The organism is Coprococcus intestinalis (genome assembly GCF_023656595.1).
Classification (GTDB): domain Bacteria; phylum Bacillota; class Clostridia; order Lachnospirales; family Lachnospiraceae; genus Coprococcus_A; species Coprococcus_A intestinihominis.
Map to the genome: position 1 here is coordinate 1 of NZ_JAMOKJ010000025.1, position 15,176 is coordinate 15,176.

At 44.6% G+C, this 15,176-nt stretch carries 14 protein-coding genes and 2 tRNA genes; 13 read left to right on the forward strand and 3 right to left on the reverse strand.

What is annotated here, in order from left to right; genetic code table 11:
* Window positions 1-401: 401 nt before the first annotated feature.
* Window positions 402-749, reverse strand: a complete 348-nt coding sequence (locus tag NBH03_RS14420; RefSeq protein ID WP_015514178.1) for a PadR family transcriptional regulator — start codon at window positions 747-749, stop codon at window positions 402-404.
* 405 nt (window positions 750-1,154) lie between these two features.
* Here NBH03_RS14420 and NBH03_RS14425 point away from each other — a divergent pair, with 405 nt between their 5' ends.
* The 4 genes from NBH03_RS14425 (at window position 1,155) to NBH03_RS14440 (ending at window position 4,022) form a co-directional block, all read left to right on the forward strand.
* Window positions 1,155-2,438: a murein hydrolase activator EnvC family protein gene (locus tag NBH03_RS14425; RefSeq protein WP_250799983.1), complete on the forward strand. Its 1,284-nt coding sequence runs from the start codon at window positions 1,155-1,157 to the stop codon at window positions 2,436-2,438.
* 89 nt (window positions 2,439-2,527) lie between these two features.
* Entirely contained in the window at window positions 2,528-3,631 is a 1,104-nt protein-coding gene (locus tag NBH03_RS14430; RefSeq protein WP_250799984.1) for an XdhC family protein, read from the forward strand.
* A 168-nt stretch (window positions 3,632-3,799) separates the two neighbouring features.
* Window positions 3,800-3,871: transfer RNA gene (locus NBH03_RS14435), tRNA-Glu, on the forward strand.
* A gap of 69 nt (window positions 3,872-3,940) precedes the next feature.
* Window positions 3,941-4,022, forward strand: a tRNA-Leu gene (locus NBH03_RS14440).
* A 128-nt stretch (window positions 4,023-4,150) separates the two neighbouring features.
* On the opposite strand, the gene NBH03_RS14445 is transcribed toward NBH03_RS14440, so the two are convergent.
* Together NBH03_RS14445 and moaA are read right to left on the reverse strand one after the other, a co-directional pair.
* Window positions 4,151-4,639, reverse strand: a complete 489-nt coding sequence (locus tag NBH03_RS14445) for a MogA/MoaB family molybdenum cofactor biosynthesis protein (protein ID WP_250799985.1) — start codon at window positions 4,637-4,639, stop codon at window positions 4,151-4,153.
* A gap of 3 nt (window positions 4,640-4,642) precedes the next feature.
* Complete coding sequence (moaA, locus tag NBH03_RS14450) at window positions 4,643-5,611, reverse strand: GTP 3',8-cyclase MoaA (protein ID WP_250799986.1); 969 nt, start codon at window positions 5,609-5,611, stop codon at window positions 4,643-4,645.
* Between the two features lie 198 nt (window positions 5,612-5,809).
* On the opposite strand from moaA, the gene NBH03_RS14455 reads away from it, so the two are divergent.
* From NBH03_RS14455 to NBH03_RS14495, 9 genes are all read left to right on the forward strand, one after another.
* A complete protein-coding gene (locus NBH03_RS14455; protein WP_250799987.1) occupies window positions 5,810-6,394 on the forward strand; it encodes a zf-HC2 domain-containing protein in 585 nt (194 codons plus the stop codon).
* A complete protein-coding gene (gene polA / locus NBH03_RS14460; RefSeq protein ID WP_250799988.1) occupies window positions 6,391-9,024 on the forward strand; it encodes a DNA polymerase I in 2,634 nt (877 codons plus the stop codon). The genes NBH03_RS14455 and polA overlap by 4 nt, the downstream gene beginning before the upstream one ends.
* A 29-nt stretch (window positions 9,025-9,053) precedes the next feature.
* The gene (gene coaE, locus NBH03_RS14465) at window positions 9,054-9,647 is read left to right on the forward strand and encodes a dephospho-CoA kinase (RefSeq protein ID WP_250799989.1); all 594 of its coding nucleotides are present in this window, start codon (window positions 9,054-9,056) and stop codon (window positions 9,645-9,647) included.
* Between the two features lie 185 nt (window positions 9,648-9,832).
* On the forward strand, window positions 9,833-10,627 hold the full coding sequence (locus NBH03_RS14470; protein WP_250799990.1) for an MBL fold metallo-hydrolase: 795 nt from the start codon (window positions 9,833-9,835) through the stop codon (window positions 10,625-10,627).
* Between the two features lie 17 nt (window positions 10,628-10,644).
* Window positions 10,645-10,917 (forward strand): ACT domain-containing protein, encoded by a 273-nt coding sequence (locus NBH03_RS14475; RefSeq protein ID WP_015514185.1) that lies wholly within the window; start codon window positions 10,645-10,647, stop codon window positions 10,915-10,917.
* An 18-nt stretch (window positions 10,918-10,935) separates the two neighbouring features.
* Entirely contained in the window at window positions 10,936-12,300 is a 1,365-nt protein-coding gene (locus tag NBH03_RS14480) for a PFL family protein (protein WP_227081104.1), read from the forward strand.
* 20 nt (window positions 12,301-12,320) lie between these two features.
* Window positions 12,321-13,781 (forward strand): aminoacyl-histidine dipeptidase, encoded by a 1,461-nt coding sequence (locus NBH03_RS14485; RefSeq protein ID WP_227081105.1) that lies wholly within the window; start codon window positions 12,321-12,323, stop codon window positions 13,779-13,781.
* A 6-nt stretch (window positions 13,782-13,787) separates the two neighbouring features.
* Window positions 13,788-14,471 (forward strand): HAD family hydrolase, encoded by a 684-nt coding sequence (locus NBH03_RS14490; protein WP_250799991.1) that lies wholly within the window; start codon window positions 13,788-13,790, stop codon window positions 14,469-14,471.
* A 105-nt stretch (window positions 14,472-14,576) separates the two neighbouring features.
* On the forward strand, window positions 14,577-14,915 hold the full coding sequence (locus tag NBH03_RS14495) for a hypothetical protein (RefSeq protein WP_250799992.1): 339 nt from the start codon (window positions 14,577-14,579) through the stop codon (window positions 14,913-14,915).
* The last annotated feature ends 261 nt before the right edge of the window (window positions 14,916-15,176 follow it).

Sequence of the window (15,176 nt, forward strand, 5' to 3'; positions counted from 1 at the left end):
AAAAATCCCTTCTACGGATATGTATGATGAAGAAGGTAATAAAACAAACTGATATAGCCATCTACTGGCTAGAAAGAACAAATCCCTTCTTCTTAATTTGTCCTTGACAAGGGGTACACTTTACGGACGAATAAAAAAGTAGTTATTTTGAATATGTATGCAGACGGTGTCTCAATGGAGAATATCATAAAATGGGCAGATGCAGACGAAAATCTGGTAAAAGCTGTCATCGCCGAGTATAAAGAAAGCCGTGCATAGAAAAAATATATGAATGAAAGAATGCCAACATGTATCGAAGATGGAATTACCAAATATACATGCAAAAACTGTGGTGATACTTATACAGAAATTTTTGCGGCTAATTCAGAGACCCTTCCGGAATATTCCGGAAGGGTCGATTTTTAATCGCCGTTTTTTTCAGTGATCAAATAAGAAATACGAATAAACTGGTCATAGCCATTTTTTAATAATCGCCAGTGTGCCCGGCCTTTGTCTTCAATATGATAATACGTGCGGTTTCGCCCGTTTTCAAGCGCAACAGTGTAGGAGGAGATCATCTGGGCGTTGAGTAATCGACTGATAACGGGATACAGACCAGCTTCGCTATATTCTATTAAGCCGAAAGTCATTGCTTTGATGTCCTTTGTAAGCCGATAGGGATAAATGTCTTCCGTCATAAGGGCACTTAAAACAAATAATTCGGTCGTCGCTTTCTGCATTTTGTCAATCATCGGATTTTTATCGTCCATTTTCGTCTCCTTTCTGCCAAATTTTTATCTTCATCATATCATAGATTGGGGTAATTGTATATTAACAAATAAATTTTGAAGGTTATTATGATGCAAAAATGGCCGTTAATCAGGCCATTTTTTGAATAATTATTTTTGCTAAAAACAAAGTTATAGGTATAATAATGATGCATTGAGTATACTTTGGCGATTCTATAAGGAGATTGTGAATAAATTTGTAGAAGAGATTATAAGATTGATAGTGAAAAAATAAACAAAATTATCAAAATTGAATTTTTAAAAACACATTTTAGTAAAAAATGGTTAATTTGAAACAATTACGTAATAATTAGCTCATAATGTTGTAATAGTCTTTCAAAAGTGCTATAATAGATTGGTCGAACAAATTAAAAGGAGGACTATGTAGTGAAACAGAGCAGAAGAATTGCAGGCAGCATCCTTGTTGGTGCGTTATGTTTTGCAATGGCTATGCCGGCTTTTGCGGATTCCAAATCGGATGTGAGCAGCCAGATCAACAGTCTGGAAGGACAGGCATCTGAGCTTGAATCAGAACTGGCCAGCATGAAAGCAAATAAAACGAGCATTGAGTCTTACATAGCGGAACTGGACACCAAGATTAAAGAGACCTTATCTGCACTGGATACAGTTTCTGATGAGATTGAGCAGACAGACCAGGAGATTAAAACGACAAAAGCGAATTTGAAAGAGGCGGAAGCAAATCAGGAGACTCAGTATGAGGCGTTGAAGGCACGAATCAAGGCCATTTATGAATCAGAAGAGGATGCTTCATTTTTTAAGGTTTTGCTGAAGGATGCAGATTTGAAGAGTGTTTTGAATTCTCAGGAGTATAAGTCACGAATCAATATGTATGATTATGAACTTTACAATTCTCTTGAGGCGACAACGAAACAGATTCAAACTTATGAGCAGGAACTTGGAGAGAAACAGGACAGCCTGACCAAGGACAAGGATTCTTATGAACAGCAGATGAGTGAGTTGGATACCATCCTGGACGAGAGACAGAATGAATTGTCCTCATTGGATGACAGCATGCGTGCTGCCTATTCTGATATTTCGGATATCCAGTCACAGATTGATGCCCAGAACAGCAAGATGGCATCGATTCTGGCGGAAGAGAAGGCGGCTACCAAGGCCAAGGCTGAGCATGAAGCGGCTGTGAAGCAGGAAGCGTCGAAGAATACAGATACCAAGAAGTCCGATTCCTCTACGAAGAAGACAGATACATCCACGAAGAAGAATACGGAGCCTACGAAGACGGAGACGTCTGCGCCTGAGACGAAGACACCGGAGACATCCGCACCGGAGACCAAGGTGCCTGAGACGGAAGCACCGAGCAATGACAATTCTTATGTGTCTGATGGCAAGGTTCTTTCCAAGTATCATGGTGTTGTCTATGGACCGACGGGTAAGGAGACGTATTACAACCTGGATATGAGCGGCGTTGTCAGAATCATGCGGGATATGGGATTTTCTGCAGAAGATTATCCATATTGGGTCAGAGATGACGGCTGTAAGATGCTTGGTTCATATATTATGTGTGCAGCCAATCTGAATTATTTCCCTAGAGGTACAACGGTAGCGAGTTCCCTGGGAACATGTCTTGTCTGTGATACGGGAAGTTTTGCAGCATCGAACCCTACACAGTTAGATATTGCAACCAACTGGTAAGACGAAAAGCGTACATAAAGAATCCGGAGTGATCGACGGAAGACCGGGATGATCACTTCGGATTTTTTAAATCGATATAGGGGATTGAAATGAAAGAGCAAGTATTGAATGAAATTGTGAAGTTTGATTCCACTGCTGAGTACTATCAGCAGTTGGAGAAAAGCATTTTGGGAAATCAGAGCTGTTATGAGGCAACTGTTGTTGATGGAGAACTGCTTGGAATGAAAGTCCTGGTAGAGGGAAAGCACCCTGTTGGTCTGTATTTGCCGAATGCAACAGATGAACGACGACAGAAGGCTGAACAGATGATTCTGGATTATGTGGCGGATCCGGATTATTTTGAGCGATATATGTCCATCGGGCCGACAGCCAATGATCATTTTGTTTTTATGGAGAAGGTGGGCAGCGGCAAGCAGATGGTGATCTGCGGAGCCGGGCATGTATCTATTGCGCTGCTTCGGCTTGCGAAAATGGTTGGCTTTAAGGTGACGGTTATTGATGATCGGCCGATTTTCTGCAACAAGGCAAGAGAAGCAGGTGCAGATGAAGTGATCTGTGAACCTTTTAGGCAGGCGCTTGAGAGAATGGATGATCACCAGGAGCCTTATTTTATTATTGTGACAAGAGGCCATCAGTATGACGTGGACTGTATGCATGTTATTCTTGGCAAACGCCATAGTTATATCGGAATGATGGGAAGCAAAGTAAGGGTGAAGAATCTGAAAGCGGGACTTTTAGAGGAAGGCTATGATGCGGCCCTTCTGGATAGTGTACACATGCCGATCGGTCTGAAAATTGGCGCGATGACACCGGAGGAAATCGCTGTCTCTATCATTGCGGAGGTTATTGAGTGTAGAAGAACTCAGAAAGAGAAGTATTGCTATTCTTCTGAGATGCAACAGATGCTGTCTCAACCTGAGGAAGGGGTCAGGATGGCATTGGCCACCATCATCGTCAAAAAGGGCTGCGGGCCAAGAGAAGCTGGGACAAAGATGATCATTCTGGAAGACGGCAGGATCATAGGCACCATTGGCGGCGGTTGCGCAGAGGCGGAAGTTATCTCAAAAGCGCGCTATTGTATTCGGGAGAATATTTGTCTGATGGAGCATGTAGATATGACAGGTCGGGAAGCAGCAGAAAATGGCCTTGTCTGCGGCGGTGTGATGGATATCCTGATTCAGCCGCTGTCTTAAATGCATTTTATGTAGAAGACATTGACACAAGGTGTCGGATGGCATAGAATAGACAGACACTCTGCTGTCAAAAAGTCTTTAAAGTTAGAAAAATATATTTTTTTAAAAAAATTTAAAAAAAGGCTTGCATTTTGCTTAAAAGTAGTGTATGATAGCAGAGTAGCAAATGGCTCGTTGGTCAAGCGGTTAAGACGCCGCCCTCTCACGGCGGAAACAGGGGTTCGATTCCCCTACGGGCTATTTTTTTATTGCCAGAATCCACATTGATGATTGTGGGATGCAGTTGCATGACTGTGGCATATATCATATGCCGGTGTGGCGGAATTGGCAGACGCACATGACTCAAAATCATGCGGAGCAATCCATGTCGGTTCGAGTCCGACCACCGGTACTTTATTATTTTAGAAACGCTGTTTAAGCAGCGTTTTTTCTTTGTTTATAGGAGTTGAACTCTACATAAAAAGGAATGATTTTCATGATTTTGAGTCATGTGAGTCATTCCTTTTTTGATGCTGGATTTTATTGCCTTGCACATTCGCCGTCATCGCCCTTTAAAATCTTCACACCGTGAATAATCGCATCCATGGCGTATTCCAGGTTTTCTCGGACGGCTTTCGGACTCCCTGGAAGATTCACAATGAGTGTGTTGCCACGGATACCTGCAATGCCTCGGGAGAGCATGGCCTTTGGGGTATATTGCAGACTGTTGGCAATCATGGCGAAAGTGAGGTTGTCAGCCCTGCGTTCAACGACATCAGCAGTGGCTTCCGGTGTAACGTCCCTTTTAGAGAAGCCGGTACCGCCGGTTGTGAGAATCAGATCGATGCTCTGATCACATAAGGTCATCATCTGCTTGGCCAGCATGCTGCGGTCATCAGGAAGAATGATCTTATGAGCAACATGCAGCCCTTTGGCAGTGACGAGCTCTTCAATAGTCTGACCGCTCTTATCTTCGCGCTCGCCGGCGTATCCTTTATCGCTGGCTGTAATAATAGCAACATTGTACATTCTTTATCCTCCTATCTGTGACATACCCCGAAGCTCCGGCGGCAGGCTGGACATTTCGTGGTGCTGTGGTTTGTTCTGCAGGGCAAGGCAGACCTGCTGCCTCAGTTCTTCATCACTGCAGTTGTTTCTTATTAAGGATTTCAGATCAATCCCATTTTCATAGAAGAGACATGTTTTGAGCTGTCCGTCTGTAGTCAGACGAATACGGTTGCATCCGTCGCAGAACATATGACTCATGGCACTGATAAAACCGATATGTCCTTTGAATCTCGGAATGTGATAATAATGTGCCGGACCATTGCCGAAAATGCCGTCGATGGGTTCAAGACTGCCGTAGGTATCCTTCAGGAGATGACAGACCTCGGCTTCAGAAATCATCTGAAAATCTTTGCCCAGGCCGATAGGCATCATCTCGATAAAACGGACATGAATTGGATAATCTTCGGCTAAAGCGGCGATATCCGGGATTTCAGAGAGATTGAAATCACGGACAGGGACACAGTTGATCTTGATATTCGGGATTGGAAGAGAAACCGCCCTGTTGATGGCTGCAAGGACATTTTCTGGGCCCTTTCCGCCGGTGATCTGATGAAAAACGGCCGGTTTCAAGGTGTCCAGACTGAAATTGATGCCGTCAATGCCGATGGCTTTCAATTCTTCCAGATGCTGCAGTGCCAGTGTGCCGTTGGTTGTTAGTGTGACACTGTCAATGCCGGGGATCTGCTTGATCCGACGAATCAGATGGCATATATTCTTTCGGACGAAAGGCTCTCCCCCGGTAATCTTGACTTTATGGATGCCAAGGTCTGCGAAAATACGGCAGAGATGTTCAATCTCCTCGTAAGTGAGAATTTCACGCATAGGCAGACAGGAAATCCCATCAGGCGGCATGCAGTAACGGCAGCGCAGGTTGCATCTGTCTGTGACCGAAAGCCGGATGTAATCGATTGTTCTGTTAAATCCATCTATCATAAAATCCTCCATAAAAAATTCATCATGGCATAAAGTGTCAGGATGAATCGGTTTCTGTTTAGTATTCTGATATAACGATATATCGAAATGATGAGAATGTCAAGGGAATCACAGAGGACAAATAAAAAAATGGGATGCTTTATTTTTTAAAAAAAATAGTGTATAGTATTACCAGACAGATGAAAGGGGGAATCGCGGGTGAAGTGTCATGATGTACAACGGATGATTTCGGGATTTATTGAAGAGAAATTGACAGATGAGCAGCTGGAAGGTTTCCTTGAGCATATTGAGAACTGCCAGGACTGTTATGATGAACTGGAAGTCTACTATATGATCACCATTGGTTTGATGCAGCTGGATGAAGATCATACAGGGACAATGGATCTTAAGAAGAATCTGAAAGATTTTATCAGTGAACAGAACAAAGAACTTTATATGAGAAAGCGCCTGGCGGCAAGGCGGCATTTTGCCAAGCGGGCCGGCATTGTTATCTTGGCAGTGATTCTCGCATTCTGCAGTCATACGCTGCTGTTCAGTGAGCAGGAGATCCATACACTGAATGATTTCAAGGATGCAGCAGCTGTATCCCTCTATGCATTCTGGTTTGGTAAGGATGCAGTGACGGAGGATATGGGAGATATTTCGGAGACGTCGGATGTATCCTCGGGACGGTTATATTTTGAACAGCATTATCCGGTAATCCTTCCGGCCGGTTTTTCAGTTGAACAAAGAAGTTTGCCGGATGGCGGCAATATGATAGAAAAGGAATTGATAGTTAAATGAGTAAAGTGATTTTGATCGACGGGCACAGCATTTTGAACAGAGCTTATTATGGCATTCCGTTGCTGTCGAATGCAGAAGGACTGCATACCAATGCAGTTTACGGCTTTTTGAATATTATGTTTAAGATACTTGATGAAGAGAAAGCAGATTATCTTGCGGTTGCTTTCGATGTTCATGCGCCGACATTCCGCCATGAGATGTTTGAGGCTTATAAGGGGACAAGAAAACCGATGCCTGAGGAACTGCGGGAGCAGGTTCCGGTGATCAAGGAAGTTCTGCATGCCATGCAGATACCGACCCTTGAACACGCCGGTTATGAGGCGGATGATATTCTCGGTACGCTTGGGAAAGCTTATGAGGCGGCGGGATATGATGTGTCCATTATATCCGGTGACAGGGATCTGCTTCAGCTGGCAACGGACAAGATCAAGATCCGCATTCCGAAGACGAAGATGTCAGGTACAGAGATCGAAGATTATTATGCAGCAGATGTCTTTGAAAAATATCAGGTCACACCGACAGAATTTATTGACATGAAAGCACTGATGGGCGATACATCGGATAATATTCCGGGTGTTCCCGGCATTGGTGAGAAGACGGCATCGAAGATCATCAGTACGTGGCACAGTATTGAAGCGGCTCATGCACATGCAGCGGAACTGAAACCGAAGAAGGCTTCAGAGAATCTGGTCACTTACTATGAACAGGCGCAGTTCAGCAAGGTTCTGGCAACCATTAAGACAGATTGTGTGCTGGATTTCAAACTGGAAGATGCTGCCATCGGGCAGATGATGAACGATGCATCCTATGCCCTTTTGAAGCGGTTGGAACTGAAGAATATTCTGAAGCGTTTTGACAGTGTGGCAGAAACAACGGTGAATTATCAGACAGTAAAGGTGCTGGATGATTTTGCAGCGGCTGTTTCCTGGCTGGAGGGAATTGGTGAGACAGATCAACTGGGACTTTATTATTTCTCAGAAGATGATTTTGAGGGTCTGGCTGCCTGCAAAGCAGACAATATGCCTGTTTATATTCCGGCGGAAGGGATGATGACAGCAGCAGTTCTTCGTGAGATGGCGGCAGCGGCGGCGAAGAGAGCCGGTGTCTGCTGCATGATCGATGTGAAACCGCAGTTGTACTGGTTGGAGCTTTCGGAAGAGGACGGCATTTTTGATGCGGCCATCGCGGCATATTTGATCAATCCGTTAAAGGACAGCTATACCTATGACGGTATTGCACAGGATTTCCTTGGCATGACAGTGCCTTCAAGAGCGGATTGGATGAAGAAGATGACGTTGACAGAAGCATCGGAGAAAGAAAAAGAGAGTTTTGGACATTATCTTGCGTATTCGGCGATGATCCCTGTACAAGCTTATGGTACTTTAAAGAAGCGGCTTGAGGAGACCGGCATGGACCGGCTCTTTGATGAGATTGAAATGCCGTTGGTATATGCCTTATATGATATGGAGAAGGCAGGTATTGCTGTTGAGAAGGACGCCCTTGCAGAATACGGCAGCCGACTGACAGGCAGGATTGATGAACTGGAGAAGAATATTTATGAGCTTGCGGGAGAATCTTTCAATATCAACTCACCTAAGCAGCTGGGCATAATTTTATTTGAGAAGTTGGGATTGCCTTTTGCGAAGAAGACGAAGACGGGTTATTCTACGTCTGCCGATATTCTTGAAAAGCTGCGTACCTATGATCCAATCGTGGGGCAGATTCTTGAATACCGCCAGCTGACGAAATTGAAATCCACTTATGCAGATGGGCTGGCCGGTTATATCCGGCCGGATGACCAGAGAATCCACGGCAAGTTTAATCAGACCATTACAGCGACGGGACGTATCAGCAGTACGGAACCGAATCTTCAGAATATTCCGGTGCGTATGGAGCTTGGAAGGCTGATCCGCAAGGTTTTTGTACCTAAGGAAGACTGTATCTTTGTCAATGCAGATTATTCACAGATTGAGCTGCGTGTCCTTGCCCATATGGCCGGGGATGAACATCTGATCCAGGCCTACAAAGAGGCCCAGGATATCCATCGGATGACAGCTTCCCAGGTGTTCCACACACCTTTCGATGAAGTGACACCGGCTCAGAGAAGCAATGCCAAGGCGGTTAATTTCGGTATTGTGTACGGTATCAGTTCCTTCGGCCTCAGCCAGGATCTGAGTATCACCAAGAAGGAAGCAGAGAATTATATCCAGCAGTATTTCCGGACCTATCCGGGCATTAAGGCATTTCTTGACCGTTCTGTGGAAGCTGCAAAGGAGAAGGGATACGCCGTGACATTATTCGGCAGACGCCGTCCGGTTCCGGAACTGCTTTCAAGTAATTTTATGCAGCGGTCTTTTGGTGAGCGTATTGCCATGAATTCACCGATTCAGGGAACAGCAGCGGATATCATCAAGATCGCCATGGTCAGAGTGAACAGACGCCTCAAACGGCAGCATATGAAGTCCAGGCTGATTCTGCAGATCCATGATGAATTGCTGATTGAGGCCGTTTTGGATGAAGTGGATGCAGTGAAGGCGATTTTGAAGGAAGAAATGGAACATGCAGTGACATTGGCGGTGCCGTTGGAGATTGATATGCATACCGGTCATAACTGGTATGAGTTAAAATAAATCCGGGACGTAGAAAAGGGGATGTACAAATGAAGGTGTATGGCATTACAGGCGGTGCCGGTACAGGTAAATCCGAAGTGATCAAAATGCTTCAGCAGAATTTCGGAGGATGTGTGATTATGTCTGACGAAGTGGCAAGAGAACTGATGCAGAAGGGCAATATCAGCTATCAGCTGATCGTGGAATATTTTGGCAGGAATATTTTGATGGATGACGGCGAAATCGACAGAAAGAAGCTGGCCGATCATGTTTTTAACAACAAAGAAGCCCTGGAGAAGTTGAACAGTATGACGCATCCGTATGTAAAGGATGAGATACGAAAGTTGATCGCAGAGGCAGAGGCTTCCGGTGAGTGTCGTTTTGTGGCGTTGGAATCTGCCATTCTTCTTGAATGCGGATATGAAGATATCTGTGATGAATTCTGGTATGTGTATACGAAACCGGAGATCCGCAGACAGCGCATGAAGGAGACAAGGAATTACTCCGATGAGAAGGTTGATTCGGTGATGAGAAACCAGCAGCCGGATGAGGTCTTTTTTGAGCAATGTTCTTTTGTGATTAAGAATAACACAACATTGTCGGATGTGTATGCTCAGTTGAAAGAGAAGCTGGATCAACAATAAATGCACGAATGATGAAATGTTTTGGCTGCCTTTGGCAGCCGTTTGTGTACTTTGATGAATTACTGTACTAATACAAAATAAATGTTGCGTTTAAAATGTCGATGGATTATAATTTAGTATAAAAGTTCTGCGCACAGATGCGTTTAACTTGAAAGTTATTATTTTACGATGAGAGGATGAGATGCATGCAATTTTCAACAATTGCCAGCGGCAGCAGCGGCAACTGTCTGTATGCAGCAAATGATGATACACATATTTTGATCGATGCAGGTATCAGTAAGAAGAGAATTGAGCAGGGACTTAAGAGTTTCGGCACAGAAGGTACTGATATTGATGCACTTCTTGTTACCCATGAACATATGGATCATATCCAGGGAATCGGTGTCTGGTCAAGAAAGTATCATGTGCCGATTTATGGGACAAGAGGAACATTGGAAGAAATATGGCGGACGAAGTCACTTGGCAAGGTGGATGAATCCCTTTTTCATGTGATCCGGCCGGGAGAGACTTTCCAGATTAACGATATGACCATCCATCCTTTTTCTATTCCCCATGATGCAAGGGATCCTGTCAGCTATCAGATTGAAACGGCAGATGCAAGAATTGGAACAGTGACGGACCTGGGTTATTTTGATGATGCGATCATCGATGAGCTTAAGGATTGTGATCTGCTCTATGTGGAAGCTAATTATGATCTGCATATGCTTGAAGTGGGACCATATCCCTATCAGTTGAAGCGCAGAATCGCCGGGAATTATGGCCATCTTTGCAATGAGATGTCCGGTCAGCTGGTCGGCAGACTCCTGAATGAGAGACTGCAGCAGGTGATCCTTGGACACTTGAGCAAGGAGAACAATTTTCCTGAGCTTGCGCTTAGAGCCGTTCAGAATGAATTGGAAAGAGATTTTTCAGTGACAAAAGAAGCGCTGCATATCAGCGTTGCCCCAAGAGATGAGGCAAGGGCTCTTATCACATTATAAAACGGAGGTATTGAATCATGAACAGGACAATTATTACAGTTATCGGCAAGGACAGAGTAGGTATTATTGCAACCGTATGTACATATCTTGCGGAGCATAAGATTAACATTCTTGATATTGATCAGTCCATTATCCAGGGCTATTTTCATATGATGATGATCGTAGATGCTAATGGTGCAGATAAGGAATTTGCCTCATTGGTGAAGGATCTTGATAAGATCGGTGAAGATCTTGGTGTTCAGATCAAAATGCAGCACGAAGAGATTTTTGACATCATGCATAGAATTTAACAAAGGCGGGTAAGATAAATGATCAATGTATTTGAAGTTCAGGAAACGAACAAGATGATTGAGGAGTCCAATCTGGACGTCCGTACAATTACAATGGGTATCAGTCTTCTTGACTGCTGTGATAATAATGTAGATGTTGTTTGTGAGAAGATATATCGTAAGATCACTGAGAAGGCAGCGAATCTTGTGAAGGTCGGTGAGCAGATTGAGCTGGATTATGGTATTCCGATTGTCAATAAGCGAATTTCCGTAACGCCGATTGCACTGGTTGGCGGCAGCTGCTGCAAGACACCGGAAGATTATGTGAAGATTGCCAAGACCCTTGACAGAGCAGCTCATACAGTAGGCATCAACTTTCTCGGCGGTTATTCAGCCCTTGTTTCGAAGGGCATGACACCTGCGGACAAGCTGTTGATTGAATCTATCCCTCAGGCATTGGCAGAGACAGAACTCGTCTGCAGTTCTGTGAATGTGGGTTCCACCAAGACCGGTATTGATATGGATGCTGTCAAGATGCTGGGCGAGACCGTGAAGAAGACAGCAGAGCTGACAAAGGACAATGATTCTCTTGGTTGTGCGAAGCTTGTTATTTTCTGTAATGCACCGGATGATAATCCATTTATGGCAGGCGCATTCCATGGTGTGACAGAGGGAGATGTTGTCATCAACGTGGGTGTCAGTGGCCCTGGTGTTGTTAAACGTGCTATTGAAGAAGTCAAAGGTCAGGATTTCGGTGTGCTCTGTGAGACAATCAAGAAGACAGCTTTTAAGGTGACACGTGTTGGGCAGCTGGTTGCCCAGGAAGCTTCCAGACGTCTGAACGTGCCGTTTGGCATTATTGACCTTTCCCTTGCTCCGACACCGGCTGTTGGTGACAGCGTTGCTGAGATCCTTCAGGAAATGGGTCTTGAGCGCGTGGGTGCACCGGGTACAACAGCGGCCCTTGCCCTTTTGAATGATCAGGTGAAGAAGGGCGGTATCATGGCTTCTTCTTATGTCGGCGGTCTGTCTGGTGCTTTTATTCCTGTATCTGAGGATCAGGGTATGATTGATTCTGTACTGGAAGGTGCACTGACCATGGAGAAACTGGAAGCGATGACATGTGTATGCTCTGTTGGTCTGGATATGATCGCTATTCCGGGAGATACAAAGGCAACCACTATTTCCGGTATGATCGCAGATGAAATGGCGATCGGTATGATCAACCAGAAGACAACTGCGGTCCGACTGATTCCGGTACATGGCATGAAAGTCGGCGATACAGCTGAATTTGGCGGATTGCTTGGTTATGCACCGATTATGAAAGTGAATGAATTTGACTGTTCGGATTTCATTAACCGCGGCGGCAGAATTCCGGCGCCAATTCACAGTTTTAAAAATTAATTTTATTTTGGGAGATAGAAATGGGAGTTTTAGAAGGTTTAAAACCGGAACGCGTTTTTTATTATTTTGAGGAGATCTGCAAGATCCCGCATGGCTCTTACAATGTAGCAGCCATCAGCGATTACTGTGTTTCTGTGGCACAGTCTCTGAATCTTGAGGTTCGTCAGGATGAAGAATACAATGTCGTAATCAGAAAGCCGGCTTCAGAAGGCTATGGCGAAGCGCCGGTTCTGATGCTCCAGGGACATCTGGATATGGTATGTGTCAAAGATGCAGGTGTGGATTTTGATTTTGAGAAGGATGGACTGAACCTGGTGGTTGAAGACGGATATGTCCATGCAAAGGGAACAACCCTCGGCGGAGATGACGGCATTGCCGTTGCCATGGGATTGGCAATTCTTGAGGATAATACGATTGAACATCCGGAACTGGAAGTGGTCTTTACAACTGAAGAAGAAGTGGGCATGGAAGGTGCCATTGCACTGGATACAGCCGATCTGAAGGCAAAATACCTTTTGAATCTTGATTCAGAGGATGAAGGGCATTTCCTTGCAGGCTGTGCCGGCGGTGTGAAAGCCACATCGTTTCTTCCGATGAGCTGTGCTTCTGCCGAGGGAACGGCAATGACACTGCATGTCCATGGCCTTGTGGGTGGACATTCCGGCTCAGAGATTGATAAAGGCCGTGCCAATGCGAACATTTTGCTTGGCAGACTGTTGTTTGAACTGCATGAAGCACTGCCATTTTGTATTATTTCTGTGGATGGCGGAGACAAGGACAATGCGATTCCTGTAGATAGTAAGGCTGAGATCGTGGTATCTGATGAAGACATCGATGAGATTCAGTCTCTGGCAGCTGCTTTTCAGGAGAAAGTGCGCAGTGAGTTCCATGTGTGTGATCCGGTGATTGCCATTGATGCGGATGTACGTGCGGAGGGAGGCTATGAAGTCTTCTCTATGGCATTGACTGAGAAGGTAATTTTTATGCTGATGCAGGTGCCAAACGGCATCCAGACGATGAGCGCAGATTTGCCGGGCCTTGTTGAAAGTTCATTAAATCTCGGAGTTCTTGAGACGACGGAAGAGGGAGTTGCCATGACATGGGCCATCAGAAGTTCTGTGAAGTCCCTGAAAGAACTGATGAAAGATAAGCTGAGATATATGACAGAATTTCTGGGCGGCGAAATGACTTTCCGTGGCGAATATCCGGAATGGCCATTTAACCCTGATTCCAAAATCTGTGCACTCTGCAAGAAGATTTATGAGGAACAGACAGGCGAAGAGGCATCTATTGAGATGATCCATGCCGGACTTGAATGTGGTTTGCTGTCCGAGAAGATGCCTTGGCTTGATATGGTCAGCATGGGCCCTGAAATGCACGATATTCATACATCGAGAGAACGCCTGGGTATTGCTTCTGTTGAGAGGACATACAACCTGGTGCTGACTGTTCTCAAAGAATTCAAGAATTACTGCAATTAAGAGGCAATGACAAGAATGGTACATGCGATTATATTTGATATGGATGGGGTGCTCATTGACAGTCAGCCGATGCATTATCTAGGGGATCAGCAAACGCTGGCTGCTCATGGGGTGGATGTGCCGGTGGAAGCGATGACAGCCTATGCAGGCACAACGAACCAGCTGAGATTTGAGTTGTTTAAAGAGCGATATCACCTCAGTGAGACAATCGACAGTCTGATCGCGGAGCGTGAGGCGATCATGATCCGCCTTGTCCGGGAAAGCGATGCCGGACCTACTGCTGGCTCAGTGGAATTGCTGAAGAGCATCAAGGCCGCCGGTTTAAAGACAGCAGTGGCATCCTCTTCCTCCTATCCGTTTATTCATGCAGTTTTGGAAAAGCTTGGCATTGTCGCTTATTTTGATCTGATTTTTTCGGGTGAAGAAGTGAAAAACGGTAAGCCGGCACCGGACGTTTTTCTTGAGACATGTGAAAAACTGAAGGAGACGCCGGAGACCTGCGTTGTGATTGAAGATTCAGCCAATGGTGTGTTGGCAGCAGTACGGGCCGGAATGACCTGCCTGGGCTATCAGAACCCTACATCCGGTGAACAGGATCTGTCAAAGGCGAATGCAGTGATTAATGATTTCAGAACAATTGATGCAGATTTTCTGATTCATTTGCCTGAGAAGAACGATATAGTTCATTAATGGCAGCTGCAGGGGAAGGATGTTTGTAAAATATTGAAAAGTTGAATATAGGTATAAAGAAGGCTCCGTCTGCGTATCATGATACAAAAAGACGGAGCTTTTTATATGGACAATTATTTTGAAATGGAAGCAGCACAGAAAAGTAATTACAGACGACTCAGACAGTTGGATAAGAAACAGAAACATTCTATTGTCCGGGACAGTACTGAAAAAAGCAACAGTTTTTCAACGCGGATGATCATTGTGCTGCTGATTTTGTCAGTGACGATGTTTTTGAAGCAGACAGATGTGTTAAGCGGAAACCGTGTGTATGCGTCAGCGATGGCTGAAATTCAAAGACAGACAGATGTGGAGCAATTAAAGGAGAAAATTGAGACAACCATTGTGACACCGGTGGTGAATCAACTGAATAGCCTACATATTGGCGAAAATGCACATAATTAGTATACTAAGTTTGGATAAAATGCATGATTGACAAAATGCTTCGTTAGACATATAATTAGTGTACAAACTATTAATATGCGTAATTAATCTATATTTGTTACTATATTTTTTCTCCCTTTAAAACAAAAAGCAGTTGTCATTGTGCAGCTGCTTTTTGTTTTTTGCAGTATGTCTTACGGCGCACCTATTTTTCAGAAGTGATACATGACAAAGTTACTGTTCGGCTAACTGATCGGGTAATTGCCCAAGATACATTAGAAA

Coding starts and splice junctions, on each gene's coding strand:
- NBH03_RS14420 (WP_015514178.1), bottom strand. CDS start 749: ATGGACGATAAAAATCCGATGATTGACAAAATGCAGAAAGCGACGACC.
- NBH03_RS14430 (WP_250799984.1), top strand. CDS start 2,528: ATGAAAGAGCAAGTATTGAATGAAATTGTGAAGTTTGATTCCACTGCT.
- NBH03_RS14445 (WP_250799985.1), bottom strand. CDS start 4,639: ATGTACAATGTTGCTATTATTACAGCCAGCGATAAAGGATACGCCGGC.
- moaA (WP_250799986.1), bottom strand. CDS start 5,611: ATGATAGATGGATTTAACAGAACAATCGATTACATCCGGCTTTCGGTC.
- polA (WP_250799988.1), top strand. CDS start 6,391: ATGAGTAAAGTGATTTTGATCGACGGGCACAGCATTTTGAACAGAGCT.
- coaE (WP_250799989.1), top strand. CDS start 9,054: ATGAAGGTGTATGGCATTACAGGCGGTGCCGGTACAGGTAAATCCGAA.
- NBH03_RS14470 (WP_250799990.1), top strand. CDS start 9,833: ATGCAATTTTCAACAATTGCCAGCGGCAGCAGCGGCAACTGTCTGTAT.
- NBH03_RS14475 (WP_015514185.1), top strand. CDS start 10,645: ATGAACAGGACAATTATTACAGTTATCGGCAAGGACAGAGTAGGTATT.
- NBH03_RS14480 (WP_227081104.1), top strand. CDS start 10,936: ATGATCAATGTATTTGAAGTTCAGGAAACGAACAAGATGATTGAGGAG.
- NBH03_RS14485 (WP_227081105.1), top strand. CDS start 12,321: ATGGGAGTTTTAGAAGGTTTAAAACCGGAACGCGTTTTTTATTATTTT.
- NBH03_RS14490 (WP_250799991.1), top strand. CDS start 13,788: ATGACAAGAATGGTACATGCGATTATATTTGATATGGATGGGGTGCTC.
- NBH03_RS14495 (WP_250799992.1), top strand. CDS start 14,577: ATGGACAATTATTTTGAAATGGAAGCAGCACAGAAAAGTAATTACAGA.